Source organism: Streptomyces sp. NPDC104202 (genome assembly GCF_055584185.1).
Map to the genome: position 1 here is coordinate 161639 of NZ_JBVJMN010000009.1, position 15790 is coordinate 177428.

General features: G+C 73.4%; 17 protein-coding genes. 4 read left to right on the forward strand and 13 right to left on the reverse strand.

Annotated features, from left to right (window positions below; translation table 11 throughout):
- From ACZ60W_RS09335 to ACZ60W_RS09395, 13 genes are all read right to left on the reverse strand, one after another.
- Positions 1-399, reverse strand: coding sequence for a YccF domain-containing protein (locus tag ACZ60W_RS09335; protein WP_469754730.1), 399 nt, complete (start codon positions 397-399; stop codon positions 1-3).
- Positions 396-1259, reverse strand: coding sequence for a zinc metalloprotease HtpX (gene htpX / locus ACZ60W_RS09340; RefSeq protein ID WP_469754731.1), 864 nt, complete (start codon positions 1257-1259; stop codon positions 396-398). The genes ACZ60W_RS09335 and htpX overlap by 4 nt, the downstream gene beginning before the upstream one ends.
- A 173-nt stretch (positions 1260-1432) precedes the next feature.
- Positions 1433-1888, reverse strand: a complete 456-nt coding sequence (gene mscL / locus ACZ60W_RS09345; RefSeq protein ID WP_469754732.1) for a large conductance mechanosensitive channel protein MscL — start codon at positions 1886-1888, stop codon at positions 1433-1435.
- Positions 1889-1925: 37 nt separating this feature from the next.
- Positions 1926-3419 (reverse strand): NADH-quinone oxidoreductase subunit N, encoded by a 1494-nt coding sequence (locus tag ACZ60W_RS09350; protein WP_469754733.1) that lies wholly within the window; start codon positions 3417-3419, stop codon positions 1926-1928.
- On the reverse strand, positions 3416-4969 hold the full coding sequence (locus ACZ60W_RS09355) for a complex I subunit 4 family protein (protein WP_469754747.1): 1554 nt from the start codon (positions 4967-4969) through the stop codon (positions 3416-3418). Before ACZ60W_RS09355 ends, ACZ60W_RS09350 begins: the two co-directional genes overlap by 4 nt.
- A 27-nt stretch (positions 4970-4996) precedes the next feature.
- Positions 4997-6973 carry an NADH-quinone oxidoreductase subunit 5 family protein gene (locus ACZ60W_RS09360; protein WP_469754734.1) on the reverse strand — a complete coding sequence of 659 codons (1977 nt, stop codon included), beginning with the start codon at positions 6971-6973 and terminating at the stop codon, positions 4997-4999.
- Positions 6970-7344 carry an NADH-quinone oxidoreductase subunit NuoK gene (gene nuoK / locus ACZ60W_RS09365; protein WP_469754735.1) on the reverse strand — a complete coding sequence of 125 codons (375 nt, stop codon included), beginning with the start codon at positions 7342-7344 and terminating at the stop codon, positions 6970-6972. The genes ACZ60W_RS09360 and nuoK overlap by 4 nt, the downstream gene beginning before the upstream one ends.
- On the reverse strand, positions 7344-7898 hold the full coding sequence (locus tag ACZ60W_RS09370; protein WP_469754736.1) for an NADH-quinone oxidoreductase subunit J family protein: 555 nt from the start codon (positions 7896-7898) through the stop codon (positions 7344-7346). The genes nuoK and ACZ60W_RS09370 overlap by 1 nt, the downstream gene beginning before the upstream one ends.
- Positions 7895-8452: a NuoI/complex I 23 kDa subunit family protein gene (locus ACZ60W_RS09375; protein ID WP_366304474.1), complete on the reverse strand. Its 558-nt coding sequence runs from the start codon at positions 8450-8452 to the stop codon at positions 7895-7897. Before ACZ60W_RS09375 ends, ACZ60W_RS09370 begins: the two co-directional genes overlap by 4 nt.
- Positions 8452-9420 (reverse strand): complex I subunit 1/NuoH family protein, encoded by a 969-nt coding sequence (locus ACZ60W_RS09380; protein ID WP_469754737.1) that lies wholly within the window; start codon positions 9418-9420, stop codon positions 8452-8454. Before ACZ60W_RS09380 ends, ACZ60W_RS09375 begins: the two co-directional genes overlap by 1 nt.
- Positions 9417-10712 (reverse strand): NADH-quinone oxidoreductase subunit C, encoded by a 1296-nt coding sequence (locus ACZ60W_RS09385; RefSeq protein ID WP_469754738.1) that lies wholly within the window; start codon positions 10710-10712, stop codon positions 9417-9419. The genes ACZ60W_RS09380 and ACZ60W_RS09385 overlap by 4 nt, the downstream gene beginning before the upstream one ends.
- Complete coding sequence (locus ACZ60W_RS09390; protein WP_469754739.1) at positions 10709-11287, reverse strand: NADH-quinone oxidoreductase subunit B; 579 nt, start codon at positions 11285-11287, stop codon at positions 10709-10711. The genes ACZ60W_RS09385 and ACZ60W_RS09390 overlap by 4 nt, the downstream gene beginning before the upstream one ends.
- Complete coding sequence (locus tag ACZ60W_RS09395) at positions 11278-11706, reverse strand: NADH-quinone oxidoreductase subunit A (RefSeq protein WP_469754740.1); 429 nt, start codon at positions 11704-11706, stop codon at positions 11278-11280. The genes ACZ60W_RS09390 and ACZ60W_RS09395 overlap by 10 nt, the downstream gene beginning before the upstream one ends.
- Positions 11707-11841: 135 nt before the next feature.
- Here ACZ60W_RS09395 and ACZ60W_RS09400 point away from each other — a divergent pair, with 135 nt between their 5' ends.
- The 4 genes from ACZ60W_RS09400 to ACZ60W_RS09415 form a co-directional block, all read left to right on the forward strand.
- Positions 11842-13023 (forward strand): sensor histidine kinase, encoded by a 1182-nt coding sequence (locus ACZ60W_RS09400; protein ID WP_469754741.1) that lies wholly within the window; start codon positions 11842-11844, stop codon positions 13021-13023.
- A gap of 178 nt (positions 13024-13201) precedes the next feature.
- Positions 13202-14488 carry a sensor histidine kinase gene (locus tag ACZ60W_RS09405; RefSeq protein WP_469754742.1) on the forward strand — a complete coding sequence of 429 codons (1287 nt, stop codon included), beginning with the start codon at positions 13202-13204 and terminating at the stop codon, positions 14486-14488.
- A 183-nt stretch (positions 14489-14671) separates the two neighbouring features.
- Positions 14672-15343 (forward strand): response regulator transcription factor, encoded by a 672-nt coding sequence (locus tag ACZ60W_RS09410; protein ID WP_469754748.1) that lies wholly within the window; start codon positions 14672-14674, stop codon positions 15341-15343.
- A 267-nt stretch (positions 15344-15610) separates the two neighbouring features.
- A partial coding sequence (locus ACZ60W_RS09415) for a hypothetical protein (protein ID WP_469754743.1) occupies positions 15611-15790 on the forward strand: 180 nt, incomplete at its 3' end.

Here is a 15790-nt window from a genome sequence, read left to right on the forward strand (position 1 = left end):
TCAGCGGCCCTGGTAGCCGAAGGCCTGGTCCGAGGGGACGATCTCCTTGCCGAGCGGCAGCAGGGAGACCGGGATCAGCTTGAAGTTGGCGATGCCCAGCGGGATGCCGATGATCGTGATGCACAGGGCGATGCCGGTGGTGATGTGGCCGAGGGCGAGCCACCAGCCCGCGAGGATCAGCCACAGGACGTTGCCGACGCAGGAGGGCGCTCCGGCGTCGGGGCGGTCGACGACCGTGTGTCCGAACGGCCAGAGGGCGTAGACCCCGATGCGGAAGGCGGCGAGCCCGAAGGGGATGCCGATGATCGTGATGCAGAGGAGGACTCCCGCGAGCATGTAGCCGAGGAACATCCAGAAGCCGCACAGGATCAGCCATATGACGTTGAGGATCGTCTTCACGGTCGTCGACCTGCCATCTGTTCGAGCCGGGCGATGCGTTCGGCCATCGGCGGATGGGTGGAGAACATCTTGGACATGCCCTTTCCGGGCCGGAAGGGGTTCGCGATCATCATGTGGCTCGCGGTCTCGATGCGCGGCTCGGGGGGCAGCGGGAGCTGCTTGGTGCCGGCGTCGAGCTTGCGCAGGGCGCTGGCGAGGGCGAGCGGGTCGCCGGTGAGCTGGGCGCCCGAGGCGTCGGCCTCGTACTCCCGGGAGCGGGAGATGGCGAGCTGGATGACCGAGGCGGCGATCGGGCCGAGGATGAGGACCAGGAGGTAGCCGAGGATGCCCGGGCCGTCGTCGTCGCTGGAGCGGCCGACCGGGATCAGCCAGGCGAAGTTGACCAGGAACATGATCACGGAGGCGAGTGCTCCGGCGACCGAGGAGATGAGGATGTCCCGGTTGTAGACGTGGCTGAGCTCGTGGCCGATGACGCCCCGCAGCTCGCGTTCGTCGAGGATCGCGAGGATGCCCTCGGTGCAGCAGACGGCGGCGTTGCGCGGGTTGCGGCCGGTGGCGAAGGCGTTGGGCGCCTGTGTCGGCGAGATGTAGAGCCGGGGCATGGGCTGCCGGGCCTGGGTCGAGAGCTCGCGCACCATCCGGTAGAGGGCGGGGGCCTCGAACTCGCTGACCGGGCGGGCGCGCATGGCCCGCAGGGCCAGCTTGTCGCTGTTCCAGTACGCGTACGCGTTGGTGCCGAGCGCCACGACGAGCGCGACGATCAGGCCCGTACGGCCGAAGAAGCTGCCGATGACGATGATGAGGGCGGAGAGCCCTCCGAGGAGTACGGCGGTCCTCAGCCCGTTGTGCCGGCGGTGCACGGTACGCCCTCCTGGTGGTGCGGCAGGGGAACCCTTCGCTGCGTGGCGGTCCTCCCCCGGACTGCGTCAGGAGGGACCCTCACGTCCAGTGGACCCTCCCGTACAGGTCAACGCCAGGCGGGAGGCGCTGGTTCCCCCAGCCGCACCGGGAGGGCCGTGGGCCGTTCGGGTGATCAGCGGGCGGCGGGGACGCCCAGCTTCTCCAGGGTGGTGGCGGTGGGCTCGACCTCGCTGGTGCAGTGGCCGCAGCGGGTGGCGATGGCGGGGATCTCGGTGAAGCAGCGGGGGCAGTCGCGCTTCTCGGCCTTGGGGTCGGCGGCCTCGGCCTTGGCGAACCTGTCCTGGATCTTGGTCATGGGGAGGACGATCAGGAAGTACAGGACGGCGGCCGTGATGACGAAGGCGATGATGGCGGCGATGGCCAGGCCGTACGGGAAGACGGTGCCCTGGACCGAGAAGCTGGCCTCGCTGAAGTCGCCGACGGAGCCGGTGGCGAGGCCGATGAGCGGGGTGATGAACGCCTTGCTGAAGCCGGTGACGACGGCCGTGAACGCCGATCCGACGGCCAGACCGATGGCCAGCGATATGACGTTCCCGCGGAGGATGAAGTCCTTGAATCCGTTCAGCACGGGGTGATGCTCCTCGGTGTCTCTCTGTGGGGGGAGGTCAGAACAGGGCCGTCGCGGCGAAGCGGAGGGCGAACTGCGGGTAGCCCGACAGCACGACTCCGGCGGCGGCGGTCAGCGCGATCGCCAGGGTGACCGGCGCCGGGGCCCGGTGGCGGACGGGGGCGCCCTCCGGGGTGCGGAAGAGCAGGGCCGTCCAGCGCAGGTAGTAGTACAGCCCGATCACGACGTTGACGCCCATGATCACGGCGAGCCAGCCCAGGCCCGCGTCGACGGCCGCCGAGAAGACGGTCACCTTGGCGAAGAGGCCGATGATACCCGGGGGCAGTCCGGCCAGGTTCAGGAGGAAGAAGGCCAGCGCGAGGGCGGCCGCGGGGCTCGCGGCGTACAGGCCGCGGTGGTCCGCGAGCCGGTTGCCGGGGTGGGTGCGGGCGACGAGCGTGACGACGGCGAAGGCGCCGAGGTTCACGACGGCGTACATCAGGGCGTACGCGACGGTGGCGCCGACCTGGTCGTCGCCGGAGTACGCGGCGGCGGCGATCGGCACCAGGAGGTAGCCGGCCTGGGCGACGGACGACCAGGCGAGCAGCCGGACCGCGCTCCGCGCGCGCGTGGTGACCTGGCGGAGGGCGGCGACGTTGCCGGCGGTCATGGTGAGCGCGGCGAGGACGGCCAGCGCCGGGCCCCACACGTCGGCGTACGAGGGGAAGGCGACGACCGTCACCAGGATGAGCCCGGTGAAGCCGACGGCCTTGCCGACCACGGAGAGGTAGGCGGCGACGGGCAGCGGGGCGCCGACGTAGGTGTCCGGCACCCAGAAGTGGAAGGGGACGGCCGCCGTCTTGAAGGCGAAGCCGACCAGGGTGAGGGCGACGCCGGCCTCGGCGAGCGTCTGGAACTGGCCGGGGACGTCGTCGAGGCGCCGCGCGATCTCGGTGAGGTGGAGGGTGCCGGTCGTCGCGTACACGAAGCTCGCGCCGAGCAGGGTCACGGCGGTCGCCGTGACGGAGGAGAGGAAGAACTTCAGCGCGGCCTCGCCGGACATCCGGTCGCCGCGCCGCAGGCCGACGAGGGCGAACGCGGGCAGCGAGGCCACCTCCAGGGCGACGACCAGGGTCGCCAGGTCCCGGGAGGCGGGCAGCAGGGCGGCGCCGGCGGCCGAGGAGAGCAGCAGGAACCAGTACTCGCCGGCCGGGAGCTCCTCGCGGGTGTCGGCGAGCGACAGCAGGGCCGTCAGGAGCGCGCCGCCGAGGACGAGCAGCTGGATGACGAGGGTGAACTCGTCGGCGGTGTAGCTGCACGCCGTGACGCGGGTGTCGGCGGTCAGGCAGAACGTCTCGCGGTCCCCGGCCCGCAGGGGGACGAGGAGCGCGAGGGCGGCGGTGAGGCCGCCGACCGCGGTCCAGCCGAGGAGCTGCTTGCGCTCCGGGGGGACGAAGAGGTCGGCGACGAGGACGGCGAGCGCGACCGCGGCGGTGAGGGTCGGGGGCGCGATCGTGAGCCAGTCGACGGACTGGACGAGCGACGACGTCACTGGGTGCCTCCGGCGAGGAGCTGCTGGACGGCCGGGTCGGTGAGGCCGAGGAGGACGGCGGGCCAGAGTCCGGCGAGGACGGTGAGGGCGACGAGCGGGGTCCAGGCGGCGAACTCGTACCCCTGGACGTCGGCGATCGCCGTCTCCCCGGCGGGCCGCGGGCCGCCCATGCAGACGCGGCGCACGACGAGGAGGAGGTAGGCGGCGGTGAGCAGGGTGCCGAACGCGCCGATCGCCATGAAGGTGAGGAAGGCCGGGCGGCTGAGGCCCTCGGCGGGTTCGAAGGCGCCGAACAGGGCGAGCATCTCGCCCCAGAAGCCGGCCAGGCCGGGCAGGCCGAGGGAGGCGACGGCGGCGAAGGCGAGGAGCGCGCCGAGGCGCGGGGCGCGGCCGTAGAGCGCGGCGCCGGTGGCCCCGGCGAGGGTGTCGAGGTCGGCCGTGCCGTACCGGTCCTTCACCGCGCCGACCAGGAAGAACAGCAGGCCGGTGACGAGGCCGTGGGCGATGTTCGCGAAGAGCGCGCCGTTGACGCCGGTGGGGGTCATGGTGGCGATGCCGAGGAGCACGAAGCCCATGTGGCCGACGGAGGAGTACGCGATCAGGCGCTTGAGGTCGCCCTTGCCGCCGGGGCGGACGAGGGCGAGGCAGGCGAGCGATCCGTAGATGATGCCGGCGACGGCGAAGGCGGCGAGGGCGGGCGCGAAGGTCCGCATGCCGTCGGGGGCGATCGGCAGCACGATCCGGACGAAGCCGTACGTGCCCATCTTCAGCAGCACGCCGGCGAGGAGCACCGAGCCGACGGTGGGGGCGGCGGTGTGGGCGTCCGGGAGCCAGCTGTGCAGCGGCCACATCGGGGTCTTCACCGCGAGCCCGACGCCGATCGCGAGGACGGCGATGATCTGGACGGACGTGGTCAGGCCGCGGCCGTTGTCGGCGGCGAGCGCCACCATGTCGAAGGTGCCGGCCTTCACCCCGATCAGGAGCAGGCCGAGCAGCATCACGACGGAGCCGAGCAGCGTGTAGAGGATGAACTTCCAGGCGGCGGCCCCCCGGCCCCTGCCGCCCCAGCGGGCGATGAGGAAGTACATCGGGACGAGGACCGTCTCGAAGGCCAGGAAGAACAGGACGAGGTCGAGGACGGCGAAGGTGGCGAGGGTGCCGGACTCCAGGACGAGCAGGAGCGCGACGAAGCCCTTGGCGGACGGGCCCGCCGGCATCTTGAAGTAGCTGTAGAGCGCGCAGAGGAAGGTCAGCAGCGCGGTCAGCACGAGGAGCGGGAGGGAGATGCCGTCGACCCCCAGGTGGAGGCGCACGTCGAGCGCGCGGATCCACGGGACGTCGGTCGTGGCCTGCATCCGCGACGGGTCGTCGTGGTCGAAGCCGAGCGCGAGGACGAGGGCGGCCAGCAGGACCACGCCGGTGACGGTGACGCCGTGGCGGAGCACGGCCTGGTCGGGCGACGTCCCCTTCAGCCCCGGCGGGGCCGGGAGGAGGGCGGCGGCCGCGCCGAGCAGCGGGCCGGCGACGACCGCCACGAGGAGGAACTGCATCACGGATGCGCTGATATCGATCACGGCTCACGCTCCGGCGGCGTTGGCGAGGGCGACGGCGGCGATCGCCAGGACGACGGAGCCGGCGAGCAGGGCGCTCAGATAGGTCTGGACGTTGCCGGTCTGGGCGCGGCGGACGAGCCGGCCGAGCCCGTTGGCGGAGGTGCCCGCGGCGCGGACGTAGGTGTCGACGACCTCGCGGTCCAGGAAGCGGACCAGGGAGGCGGCGGCGAGGACGGGGCGGACGAAAGCGGCCCGGTAGACGGCGTCCAGGTGGAAGCCGTCGGCGGCCGGGCCGTGCAGCGGGCCGAGGAGGGCGCGGCCGGGGTCGGCCGGGTCGCGCGCCGGGTGCGGCAGGCGCAGCGCCTCGGCCTCGACCTGGCCGGCCTCCGCGTCGGGGTGGGCCACGTGCGGGACGGGCGCGGGCACCGGGGCCCGGGCCGCGAGGGTGCGCCAGACCGCGTAGGTGATCACGCCGCCGGCGACGGCGAGGCCGGTGCCGAGGACGGCCGTGGTGAGGGTCGGGGTGAGGGTGTTGCCGTCGAACCAGTCGTCGAGGTACGAGGCCGAGAGCCCGAAGCCCAGCGAGGGGATCGCGAGCACCCAGAGGACGGCCGTCATGGCGATCGGCTGGCGGCCGTGGTCGGGTGCCTCGGCGCCGCGGCCGCGGAAGGCGCGCAGCCAGAGGCGGAGCGCGTAGGCGGCGGTGAGCAGGGCGGTCAGCAGGCCCGCGACGAGCACGGTCCAGCCGGCCCCGGCGGGGGCGACGTCCCGCTCGCCGAGCGCGGTGTGCTCGGCGGCCACGAGGACGGCCTCCTTGGAGAAGAAGCCGGCGAAGGGCGGGATCGCGGCGAGCGCGAGGAGGGCGACGGTCATCGTCCAGTAGGCGTCCGGGACGCGCTTCGCGAGGCCGCTCATGCGGGACATGGCGGTGAGCGAGTTCGTGCCGGCGGCGTGGATGACGGTGCCGGCGGCGAGGAAGAGCAGCGCCTTGAACGCGGCGTGGGACAGCAGGTGGAAGACGGCGGCGCCGCGGTCGCCGACGGCGAGGGCGCCGGCCATGTAGCCGAGCTGGCCGATGGTCGAGTAGGCGAGGACGCGCTTGATGTCGTCCTGGGCGAGCGCGGCGAGCGCCGAGCCGACCATGGTGAGCGCGGCCATCACGGCGAGCACGGTCATCGCGGCGGCCGAGGCGGCGAAGACGGGCAGCAGCCGGGCGGTGAAGTAGATGCCGGCCGCGACCATCGTCGCCGCGTGGATGAGCGCGGAGACCGGTGTGGGGCCGGCCATCGCGTCCGGGAGCCAGGTGTGCAGCGGGAACTGCGCGGACTTGCCGGCGACGCCCGCGAGCAGCAGAAGCGCGATCGTCGTGGGGTGGTCGAGGCCGCCGCTCGCGACGGCGCCGAGGACGCCCGGGATCCGGAAGGTGCCGGCGTCGGTGCCGAGGGCGAAGAGGCCGATGAGGAAGGGCACGTCGCCGAGCTTGGTGACGAGGAACGCCTTGAGGGACGCGGAGCGCGCCTCGGGGGTCTCCCAGTAGTGGCCGACGAGGAAGTACGAGCAGATGCCCATGATCTCCCAGCCGACCAGCAGCACCATCAGGTCGCCGGAGTAGACGACGAGGAGCATCGCGGAGGTGAAGAGGGAGACGAGCGCGGCGTACGAGGGGTAGCGCGGGTCGTCGCGGAGGTAGCCGGTGGAGTAGATCTGCACGCAGGTCGCGACGACGCCGACGAGCACGGCGACGAGGGCGGCGAAGCCGTCGACGTAGAGGCTCAGGTCGATGGGGACGGAGCCGGTCGGCGTGAGCTGGGTGGTGGCCTCGATCGTCTTCCCGCCGCCCTGGCGGACGGCGACGGCGACGGCGAGGACGGCCGCGGCGAGCGTCGGCAGCACGGCGAGCGGGCGGACGAAGCCGGGCGCGGTGCGGCCCAGGAGCAGTCCGGCGACGGCGCCGAGGAAGGGCAGGACGGGGACGAGGACGGCCAGGGTCGTGGTGGTCACGCGGTGGCCTCGGCCTTCTCGCCGGTGGGCGTCTCGTCTGCGGGCGCGTCGTCCGGCTGCCCGGGGTGCTCCGCCGTGTCGCGGAGCCGGTCGACGTCGGAGGTGCCCCGGGCGCGGTGGACCGCCAGGACGATCGCGAGACCGATGCCGATCTCCGCGGCCGCGATGGCGATGGTGAAGAGGGTGAGGGCCTGGCCGGCGTGCAGGGCGTCGCGGAGCCAGACGTCGAAGGCGACCAGGTTGAGGTTGACGGCGTTGAGCATCAGCTCGACCGACATCAGGACCAGGATCGCGTTGCGGCGGGCGAGGACGCCGTACAGGCCGACGCAGAAGAGCAGCGCGGCGAGGACGGCGGGGTAGGCGAGGTGCATCAGCGCTCCTGCTCCTTCTTCCGGGAGAGGACGATCGCGCCGACCAGCGCCGCGAGGAGGAGCACCGAGAGGGCCTCGAAGGGCAGCACCCAGTGCCGGAAGAGGACGGCGCCGGTGACCTCGGTCGAGCCCTGGACGGCGCCGTCGAGGTCGATCCACGTCGTGCGGAAGGCGTCGACGACCACCCAGACCAGGGCGACGGCGGCGGCCAGGGCGACCGCGAGGGCCACCGGCCGGTTGCCGGAGTCGGCGTCCGGGGAGCGGCCGATCGGCGCCTTGGTGAGCATCAGGCCGAAGAGGAGGAGGACGACGACGGAGCCGACGTAGATCAGCACCTGGACCCAGGCGATGAACTCGGCCGTCAGGAGGAGGTACTCGACGGCGAGGCCGCCGAGCGCCACGACCAGCCAGAGCGCGGCGTGCACGAGTTGGCGGGTGGTGACGGTGACGAGGGCCGCGCCGAGGGTCACCAGGCCGACGAGGACGAAGGCGATCTCGACGCCGGAGGGCGAGAGGAAGCCCTGCGTCTGCTGCGCCGTGGCGGCGAGGGTCACTGCTGGTCCTCCTGGGCCTCGGCCGCGGCGGCCGCGGCGGCGGCCTTCTCCGCCGCCTTGCGGGCCGCGGCGATCTCCTTCGGTTCCTCCGCGCGCGGGTCGAGCGCCGGCGGCTCGGGCACCGTCCACATCCACTCGCGGAGCTTGTCGCGCTCGTGGGTGAGCTCGTGGATGTCGGTCTCCGCGTACTCGAACTCGGGCGACCAGAACAGCGCGTCGAAGGGGCACACCTCGATGCAGATCCCGCAGTACATGCAGAGCGAGAAGTCGATGGCGAAGCGGTCGAGGACGTTGCGGCTGCGCTCGCGGCCGCCGGGGGCGGCGGCCGGGACCGTCTCCTTGTGGGAGTCGATGTAGATGCACCAGTCGGGGCACTCGCGGGCGCACAGCATGCAGACCGTGCAGTTCTCCTCGAACAGGCCGATGACGCCGCGCGTGCGCGGCGGCAGCTCGGGCTGGACCTCCGGATACTGCGCGGTGACGTTCTTCCTCGTCATCGTGCGGAGGGTGACGGCGAGGCCCTTGGCCAGGCCGGATCCCGGGATCGGGGCCATTACTGGATCGCCACCTTCACGATGCCGGTCAGCGCGATCTGCGCGAGCGCGAGCGGGACGAGGGTCGTCCAGGCGAGCTTCTGGAGCTGGTCCTCGCGCAGGCGCGGGTAGGTCACCCGCAGCCAGATCACGACGAACGCGAGGACCGCGGTCTTGAGGAGGGTCCACATCCAGCCGAGGCCGTCACCGCCGAACGGGCCGTGCCAGCCGCCGAGGAACAGGACGGTGGTCAGGCCGCACAGGACGACGATCCCGGCGTACTCGGCGAGCAGGAACAGCGCGAACCGCAGTCCGGTGTACTCGGTGTACGCGCCGAAGATGATCTCCGAGTCGGCAACGGGCATGTCGAACGGGGGCCGCTGGAGCTCGGCGAGCCCCGCGACGAAGAAGACCGCGGCGCCGACGATCTGCCAGGGCACCCACCACCACGCGAAGGCGTCGAGGACGCCGGGGATCGAGACGGTGCCGGCGGCCATCGCGACGGACGCGGCGGCGAGCAGCATGGGGAGTTCGTACGCGAGCAGCTGGGCGGCCGTCCGCAGGCCGCCGAGCAGCGAGAACTTGTTCGCCGACGCCCAGCCGGCCATCAGGCTGCCGAGCACCCCGACGCCCATCACGGCCAGCGCGAAGAAGATGCCCGCGTCGATCACCTGGCCGACGGCGCCCTCGCCGGGGCCGATCGGGATGACGACGAGCACGAGGAGGTACGGCAGGAGCGCGACGGCCGGCGCGAGCTGGAAGACCCGGCGGTCGGCCTCGGCCGGCACCACGTTCTCCTTCTGCGCGAACTTCACGCCGTCCGCGACCAGCTGCGCCCAGCCGTGGAACCCGCCGGCGTACATGGGACCCAGCCGGCCCTGCATGTGCGCCATGACCTTGTGCTCGGCCTGTCCCACGACGAGCGGCAGCACCAGGAACACCGCGAGCAGGATCACCAGCCGCAGGGCGACGTCGAGTGCGTCATTCACGCGGGATCGCCTCCGGCGGGGTCGGTCGGTTCGTTGCCGCCCTTCGGGGCGGGGGGCGCGTCGGGTGCGTCGGCTGCGTCGGCCGGCGCGGTGTCCGCCTCGGGAGCTCCGGGCGCCTCGGTCGCTTCGGGCGCCTCGGCCGGCCCCGGCCCGTCGGCCGGGGCGTCCGCGGCCGGGGTGGCCGGTTCGTCGTCGAAGGCCGGGCGGGCGTGGTGCCACGGGGCGTCCGCGCTGCGGGTGCGCGGGGTGGCCGGGGCGGCGTCCTCGGTGCGGGGGGTCTGGCTCGCGGAGCCGTCGGCCGCCGAGCGGCTGCGGCGCGGCGGGCGGGCCGCCGGGGTCCCGGGGGCCGCGTCGGGCGCGGGGGCCGGAGGCGCGGGGGTCTGGCTGACCGAGCCCTCCGACACGGAGCGGGAGCGCCGGGGCGGCCGGGCCGCCGGGGTCTCCGGGGCCGCGTCCGGCGCCGGAGCTCCGGGGGTCGGGGCTCCGGGGGTCGGGGCGTCCGGGGTCGGGGCGTCCGGGGTCGCGGCCGGTGCCTGACTGGCGGAGCCCTCCGTCACCGAGCGGGACCGGCGCGGCGGGCGGGCCGCCGGGGCGTCGGTGCCGGGGGGGCCGGCCGCGGGTGCCTGGCCGGCGGAGCCCTCCGTGACGGAGCGGGCGCGGCGGACGGGGCGCTCGCCGGCGGCGGCGCGGGCGGGGCGGGCGGGGGCCGGCGGGAGCTGGCCCTTCAGCGGGCCCCACTCGTTGGGGTCGGGCACGCCGGGCGGCAGCATCTGGCGGCGCTTGGGCCCGCCGCCGTCGTGGGACTCGCCCGGCTCCTTGGCGCCGGGCCACGCCTTGGCGACGCGGGCGGCGAGGACGAAGTCCTTGCGGAGGGGGTGGCCCTCGAAGTTCTCGGGGAGCAGGAGGGGGACGAGGTGGGGGTGACCGGTGAAGTCGACGCCGAACATCTCGTGGGTCTCGCGCTCGTGCCAGCCCGCGCCCGCGTACACGCCGATCGCCGTGGGGAGGACGGGGGCGGAGTGCGGGACCGTCGTGCGCAGGAGGAGGCGGCGGGGGCGGCCGCCGGCGAGCGCGACGACGTGGGCGCAGACGCGGAAGCCGGTGCCCGGCTCGTCGACGGCGCTCAGCCAGTCGAAGTAGGTGCAGCCCAGGGCGTCGCGCGCGGTGGTGAGGGCGGCGATCCAGGAGGCGGGCGGCACGTCGACGGTCAGCAGGTCGTAGGCGTGCTCCGCCGTCGCCTCCTCGCCGAAGACCTCCGTCACGGCGTCGGGCAGGGAGTCGTACGCGCTCATGCGGTGCCTCCCGGCGGCGGGACCAGGGGGCTGGTCAGCTGGGAGACGGAGGCGGCGGACGCGTACCGCTCGGCCAGGCTCTCCCGCGCGATCTTCTCCTGGAGCTTGAGGATGCCCTGGAGCAGCGCCTCGGGGCGGGGCGGGCAGCCGGGCACGTAGACGTCGACGGGGATGATCTGGTCGACGCCCTTGGTGACGGAGTACGAGTCCCAGTAGGGGCCGCCGCAGTTGGAGCAGGCGCCGAAGGAGATGACGTACTTCGGCTCGGGCATCTGCTCGTACAGGCGCTTCACGGCCGGGGCCATCTTGTCCGTCACCGTGCCGGAGACGATCATCAGGTCGGCCTGGCGCGGTCCGGGCGCGAAGGGGATGACGCCGAGCCGGATGAAGTCGTGGCGGGCCATGGACGCGGCGATGAACTCGATCGCGCAGCAGGCGAGGCCGAAGTTGAAGACCCACAGGCTGTAGCGGCGGCCCCAGTTCAGGACCACCTTCATGGGCTCGGGGGCGAGGCGGGCGAGCGGCCCCAGCTTCGGAGAGGGCACGGCGGGGGTGGGCAGGGGTGTTACGTCCATGCCAGGACGCCCTTCTTGTACGCGTAGAGCAGGCCCACGGCGAGGAACCCGAGGAAGACGAACATCTCGACCAGGGTCGTGGCGCCGTAGCCGGGTGCGGCGAAGACCGTCGCCCAGGGGAAGAGGAAGATCGAGTCGACGGCGAAGACGACGTACAGGAAGGCGTAGACGTAGTAGCGGACCTGGGTGTGCGCCCAGCCCTCGCCGACGGGGTCGACGCCGCACTCGTAGGTGAGGAGCTTCTCGGGCGTCGGCACGACGGGCCTGAGCAGCCGGTTGGCCGTGAACGCCACGGCGACGAAGAGCACGCCGACGACGGCGAGCAGGCCGACGACGGAGTACGTCTGGAAGTAGTCCGCCGCGTCGGCCGCGACAACGGTCGGTTCCCGCACGTCCGCCCCTCGGTCTCGTTGTCTCATGAGTCACTTCTGTACGGACGCGAGTGTAGGCCCTGCTAAAGGGACCGTAAGCAGTCGCGGGTGGGGTTATCCCCCCTGCCCCTCACCCACCTCCCCCATGGCGTCGCGCCGTCGCCGACCGGCAGTCTGGGGAGCATGAGCGCCGATCTTGAGTCCGCCGGGTCCCCCGGCTCCGCCGATGCCCCCCGTCCGCCGCTGCGCCTGGCCTACGGCAAGGAGACGTGGAAGGAGATCGCCTTCCTGCTCTCCAATCTCTTCACGGCGCTGGCCGGGTTCGTCTACGCGGTGGTGAGCGTCCTGCTCGGCGTCGGGCTCGCGGTGACGGTCGTCGGCCTCCCGCTGCTCGCGCTGGGACTGGGCGGCGCGCGGCTGATCGGCCGGTCGGAGCGGGCGCGGGCCCGCGGTCTGCTGGGGGTGCGGGTCGCGGAGCCGTCGCGGCTGCCGCGGCGCCGCGGCTTCTTCCCCTGGCTGTGGAGCTCGCTGAAGGACCCGGTGGCGTGGCGGACCCAGCTGTACGGGCTGATCCGGCTGCCCTGGGGGATCGTGACGTTCACCGTCGGCCTGGTGTCGCTGATCGTCCTCTGGCCGGTGCTGCCCTTCCTCGCCCGGGGCCTGTCGAACGCCGACCGCGGCATGGTGCGGGGCCTGCTGTCGCCCTCGGACGAGCTGGAGCGGCGGATCGCCGAGCTGGAGTCGGACCGGGGCGTGGTCGTGGACACCGCGGCGGCGGACCTGCGGCGCATCGAGCGGGACCTGCACGACGGCGCCCAGGCCCGGCTCGTCGCCCTGGCGATGGGGCTGGGTCTGGCGAAGGAGAAGCTGCTGGACGACCCGGAGGCGGCCGCGGCGATGGTCGACGAGGCGCACGGCGAGGTGAAGCTCGCCCTCCAGGAGCTGCGGGACCTCGCCCGGGGCATCCACCCCGCCGTCCTCACCGACCGCGGTCTCGGCGCGGCGCTCTCGTCCGTCTCCGCGCGCTGCACGGTGCCGGTGAAGGTGAACGTCGACCTGGCCGAGCGGCCCGCGGAGGCCATCGAGGGCATCGCGTACTTCACGGTCTCGGAGCTGCTGCAGAACGTGTCGAAGCACGCGCGGGCGCGGTCCGCGTCCGTGGACGTGTGGCGGTCGGACGACCGGCTCATGCTCCAGGTGCGCGACGACGGGGCGGGCGGGGCGCGGTTCGACGGCGGTACGGGGCTGGCGGGGCTCGCGGAGCGGCTCGGCGCCGTCGACGGGCTGCTGGTCCTCGACTCGCCCGGGGGCGGTCCCACCACGGTCACGGCGGAGCTGCCGTGGCGCTCCCGCCCGGCCGCGTGACCCCCGTCCCCGGGGCGGCCCGGGGCGCGGGGTAGGGAAAACCCCCGCCCGGAGACGCCCACCCGCCTCATGGTCCGCGCGACGGCGGAACGGAAGGCTTGAGCGCGTACCGCCGGGCCCCTCGGTCCCGGCACCACGGCCCCGGGCCCACGGCCCCCAGCAGAGAAGGACGACCGCGATGGCCTCCCACCGCCTCCCCGCCGCGATCCGCGCGCCGTTCGAGGCCCGCACCTGGCGCGCCTTCGGATACGTGCTGATCGGGCTGCCGCTCAGTGTGTGCTGGTTCGCGCTCTCCGTCGCCTTCGTGTCGGCCGGCGCGGGGCTGCTGATCACCTTCCTCGGCGTGCCGGTGCTGGCCGGGGCGCTCGCGATGTGCCGGGGCTTCGGCGCGGTCGAGCGGGCCCGGGCGCGCGGTCTGCTGGGGCTGGACGTGGCCGCTCCCGAGCCGGTGCGGGGCCGTACCGGCGGGGCGCTGTCGTGGATGGGCGCGATGCTGAAGAGCGGCGCCTCGTGGCGGCACCTGCTGTACGCGGTCGTCCACATGCCGTGGGCGGTCTTCTCGTTCTCCGTGACGGTGGCGCTCTGGGGCTGGGGCTGGGGCCTGTTCACCTATCCGCTGTGGCAGTGGGTGTTCCCGATGTACGCCGGTCAGGACGGCCTGCAGCTGTACGGCGACGGGACGCACGACTTCTACCTCGACTCGCCCTTCGAGATCGGGGTGACCTGTGCGGTGGGGCTGCTGTTCGTGCTGATGGGGCCGTGGGTGCTGCGCGGGCTCGTGGGCGTGGACCGGCTGCTGGTCTCGGGGCTCCTGGGCCCGTCGCGGCTGGCCTCCCGCGTCACCGAGCTGGAGTCGGACCGGGGCGTGGTCGTGGACACCGCGGCGGCGGACCTGCGGCGCATCGAGCGGGACCTGCACGACGGCGCCCAGGCCCGGCTGGCGGCGCTCGCCATGGACCTGGGCCTGGCGAAGGAGAAGCTGGCGCGGGACCCGCGGGCCGCGGCGGTGCTGGTCGACGAGGCGCACGGCGAGGTGAAGCTCGCCCTGAAGGAGCTGCGGGACCTGGCCCGGGGCATCCACCCGGCCGTCCTGACCGACCGGGGGCTCGACGCGGCGCTCTCCGCGGTCGCCTCCCGCTGCGCGGTGCCCGTCTCGGTCGACGTGGACCTGCCGGCCCGGCCCGTCCCGGCGATCGAGGGCATCGCCTACTTCACGGTCTCGGAGCTGCTGCGCAACGTCACCGAGCACGCGCGGGCGCGGCGGGCGTGGGTGGACGTGTGGCGGGCGGGCGACCGGCTGATGCTCCAGGTGCGCGACGACGGCGCGGGCGGCGCGGCCGTGACGGCCGGTGCGGGGCTGGCGAAGCTCTCGGGGCGGGTGGGCGCGGTGGACGGCGTCCTCGCGGTGGACTCCCCGGCCGGCGGTCCGACGACGGTGACGGTCGAGCTGCCCTGGCGGGCGTAGGAGACGCCCGGCCCCTTGGGGGGAGCCGGGCGTCGTGGGCCGGGGGGGCTCCGCGGACGCCCCCGGCCGGCGGGGCCGCGCCGGGGCGGCCGGATCGCCCCCGCGGGGCGGGGGGCGGGTGGGATGCTGAGGGCCTCATCGGAAGATCGGACATGGGGGCTTCGGGGCGTGGGTGTGCAAGACGTGGCGGGTCGGGTACGGGTGGTCATCGCCGAGGACTCCGTCCTGCTCAGGGAAGGGCTGACCCGGCTGCTGACCGACCTGGGGCACGAGGTCGTCGCCGGGGTGGGGGACGGCGAGGCGCTGGTGGAGACCGTCGCGAAGCTCGCGGCGGAGGGTGCGCTGCCGGACGTGGTGGTGGCGGACGTGCGGATGCCCCCGACGCACACGGACGAGGGGGTCCGGGCGGCGGTGCGGCTCCGGAAGGAGCACCCGGGCCTGGGGGTGCTCGTGCTGTCGCAGTACGTGGAGGAGCAGTACGCCACCGAACTCCTGGCCGGTTCCAGCCGGGGCGTGGGCTATCTGCTGAAGGACCGGGTCGCGGAGGTCCGCGAGTTCGTGGACGCGGTCGTGCGGGTCGCCGGGGGCGGTACGGCCCTGGACCCGGAGGTCGTGCAGCAGCTGCTGGGCCGCAGCCGCCAGCAGGACGTGCTGGCGCACCTGACCCCGCGGGAGCGGGAGGTCCTCGGGCTGATGGCGGAGGGCCGGACGAACTCGGCGATCGCGAAGGCGCTGGTGGTGAGCGACGGCGCGGTGGAGAAGCACATCAGCAACATTTTCCTGAAGCTGGGCCTCTCGCCGAGTGACGGTGATCACCGACGGGTACTTGCGGTGTTGACGTATCTGAAGTCCTGATCATCTGACACTCTGTCAGCTAACCTGGTCCCGAACCGGGTGATGAGGCGGAATCAGACTTTCCGGAACACTCCGGGTGGCGACAGAACGTGACAATTCATAGCAAGAGGGCATCTCAAAAAGAGGTCCGTCATGTGAGAAGTCCCGGGAGGGCCCTCCCTGCCGTCGTAGGGTGGGCCTCGGGACGGACGGTGATCGGCCGACCGCATCCCGAGCCTTCTCCGCCTCCGGCGGAGAGTCCCCTTGCCGCGAGGGAGGTCCAGTTCAGTGACCAGCCAGGTCAGTAGCGAGGCCGGTGAGGCCCTGCTCGGGGAGCAGCGCAGCGCCCCGGCGACGCCCCACCACGGCACCGAGAAGGAAGTGCGCCGTCTCGATCGGGTGATCATCCGTTTCGCGGGTGATTCGGGTGACGGTATGCAGCTCACGGGTGACCGGTTCACCTCGGAG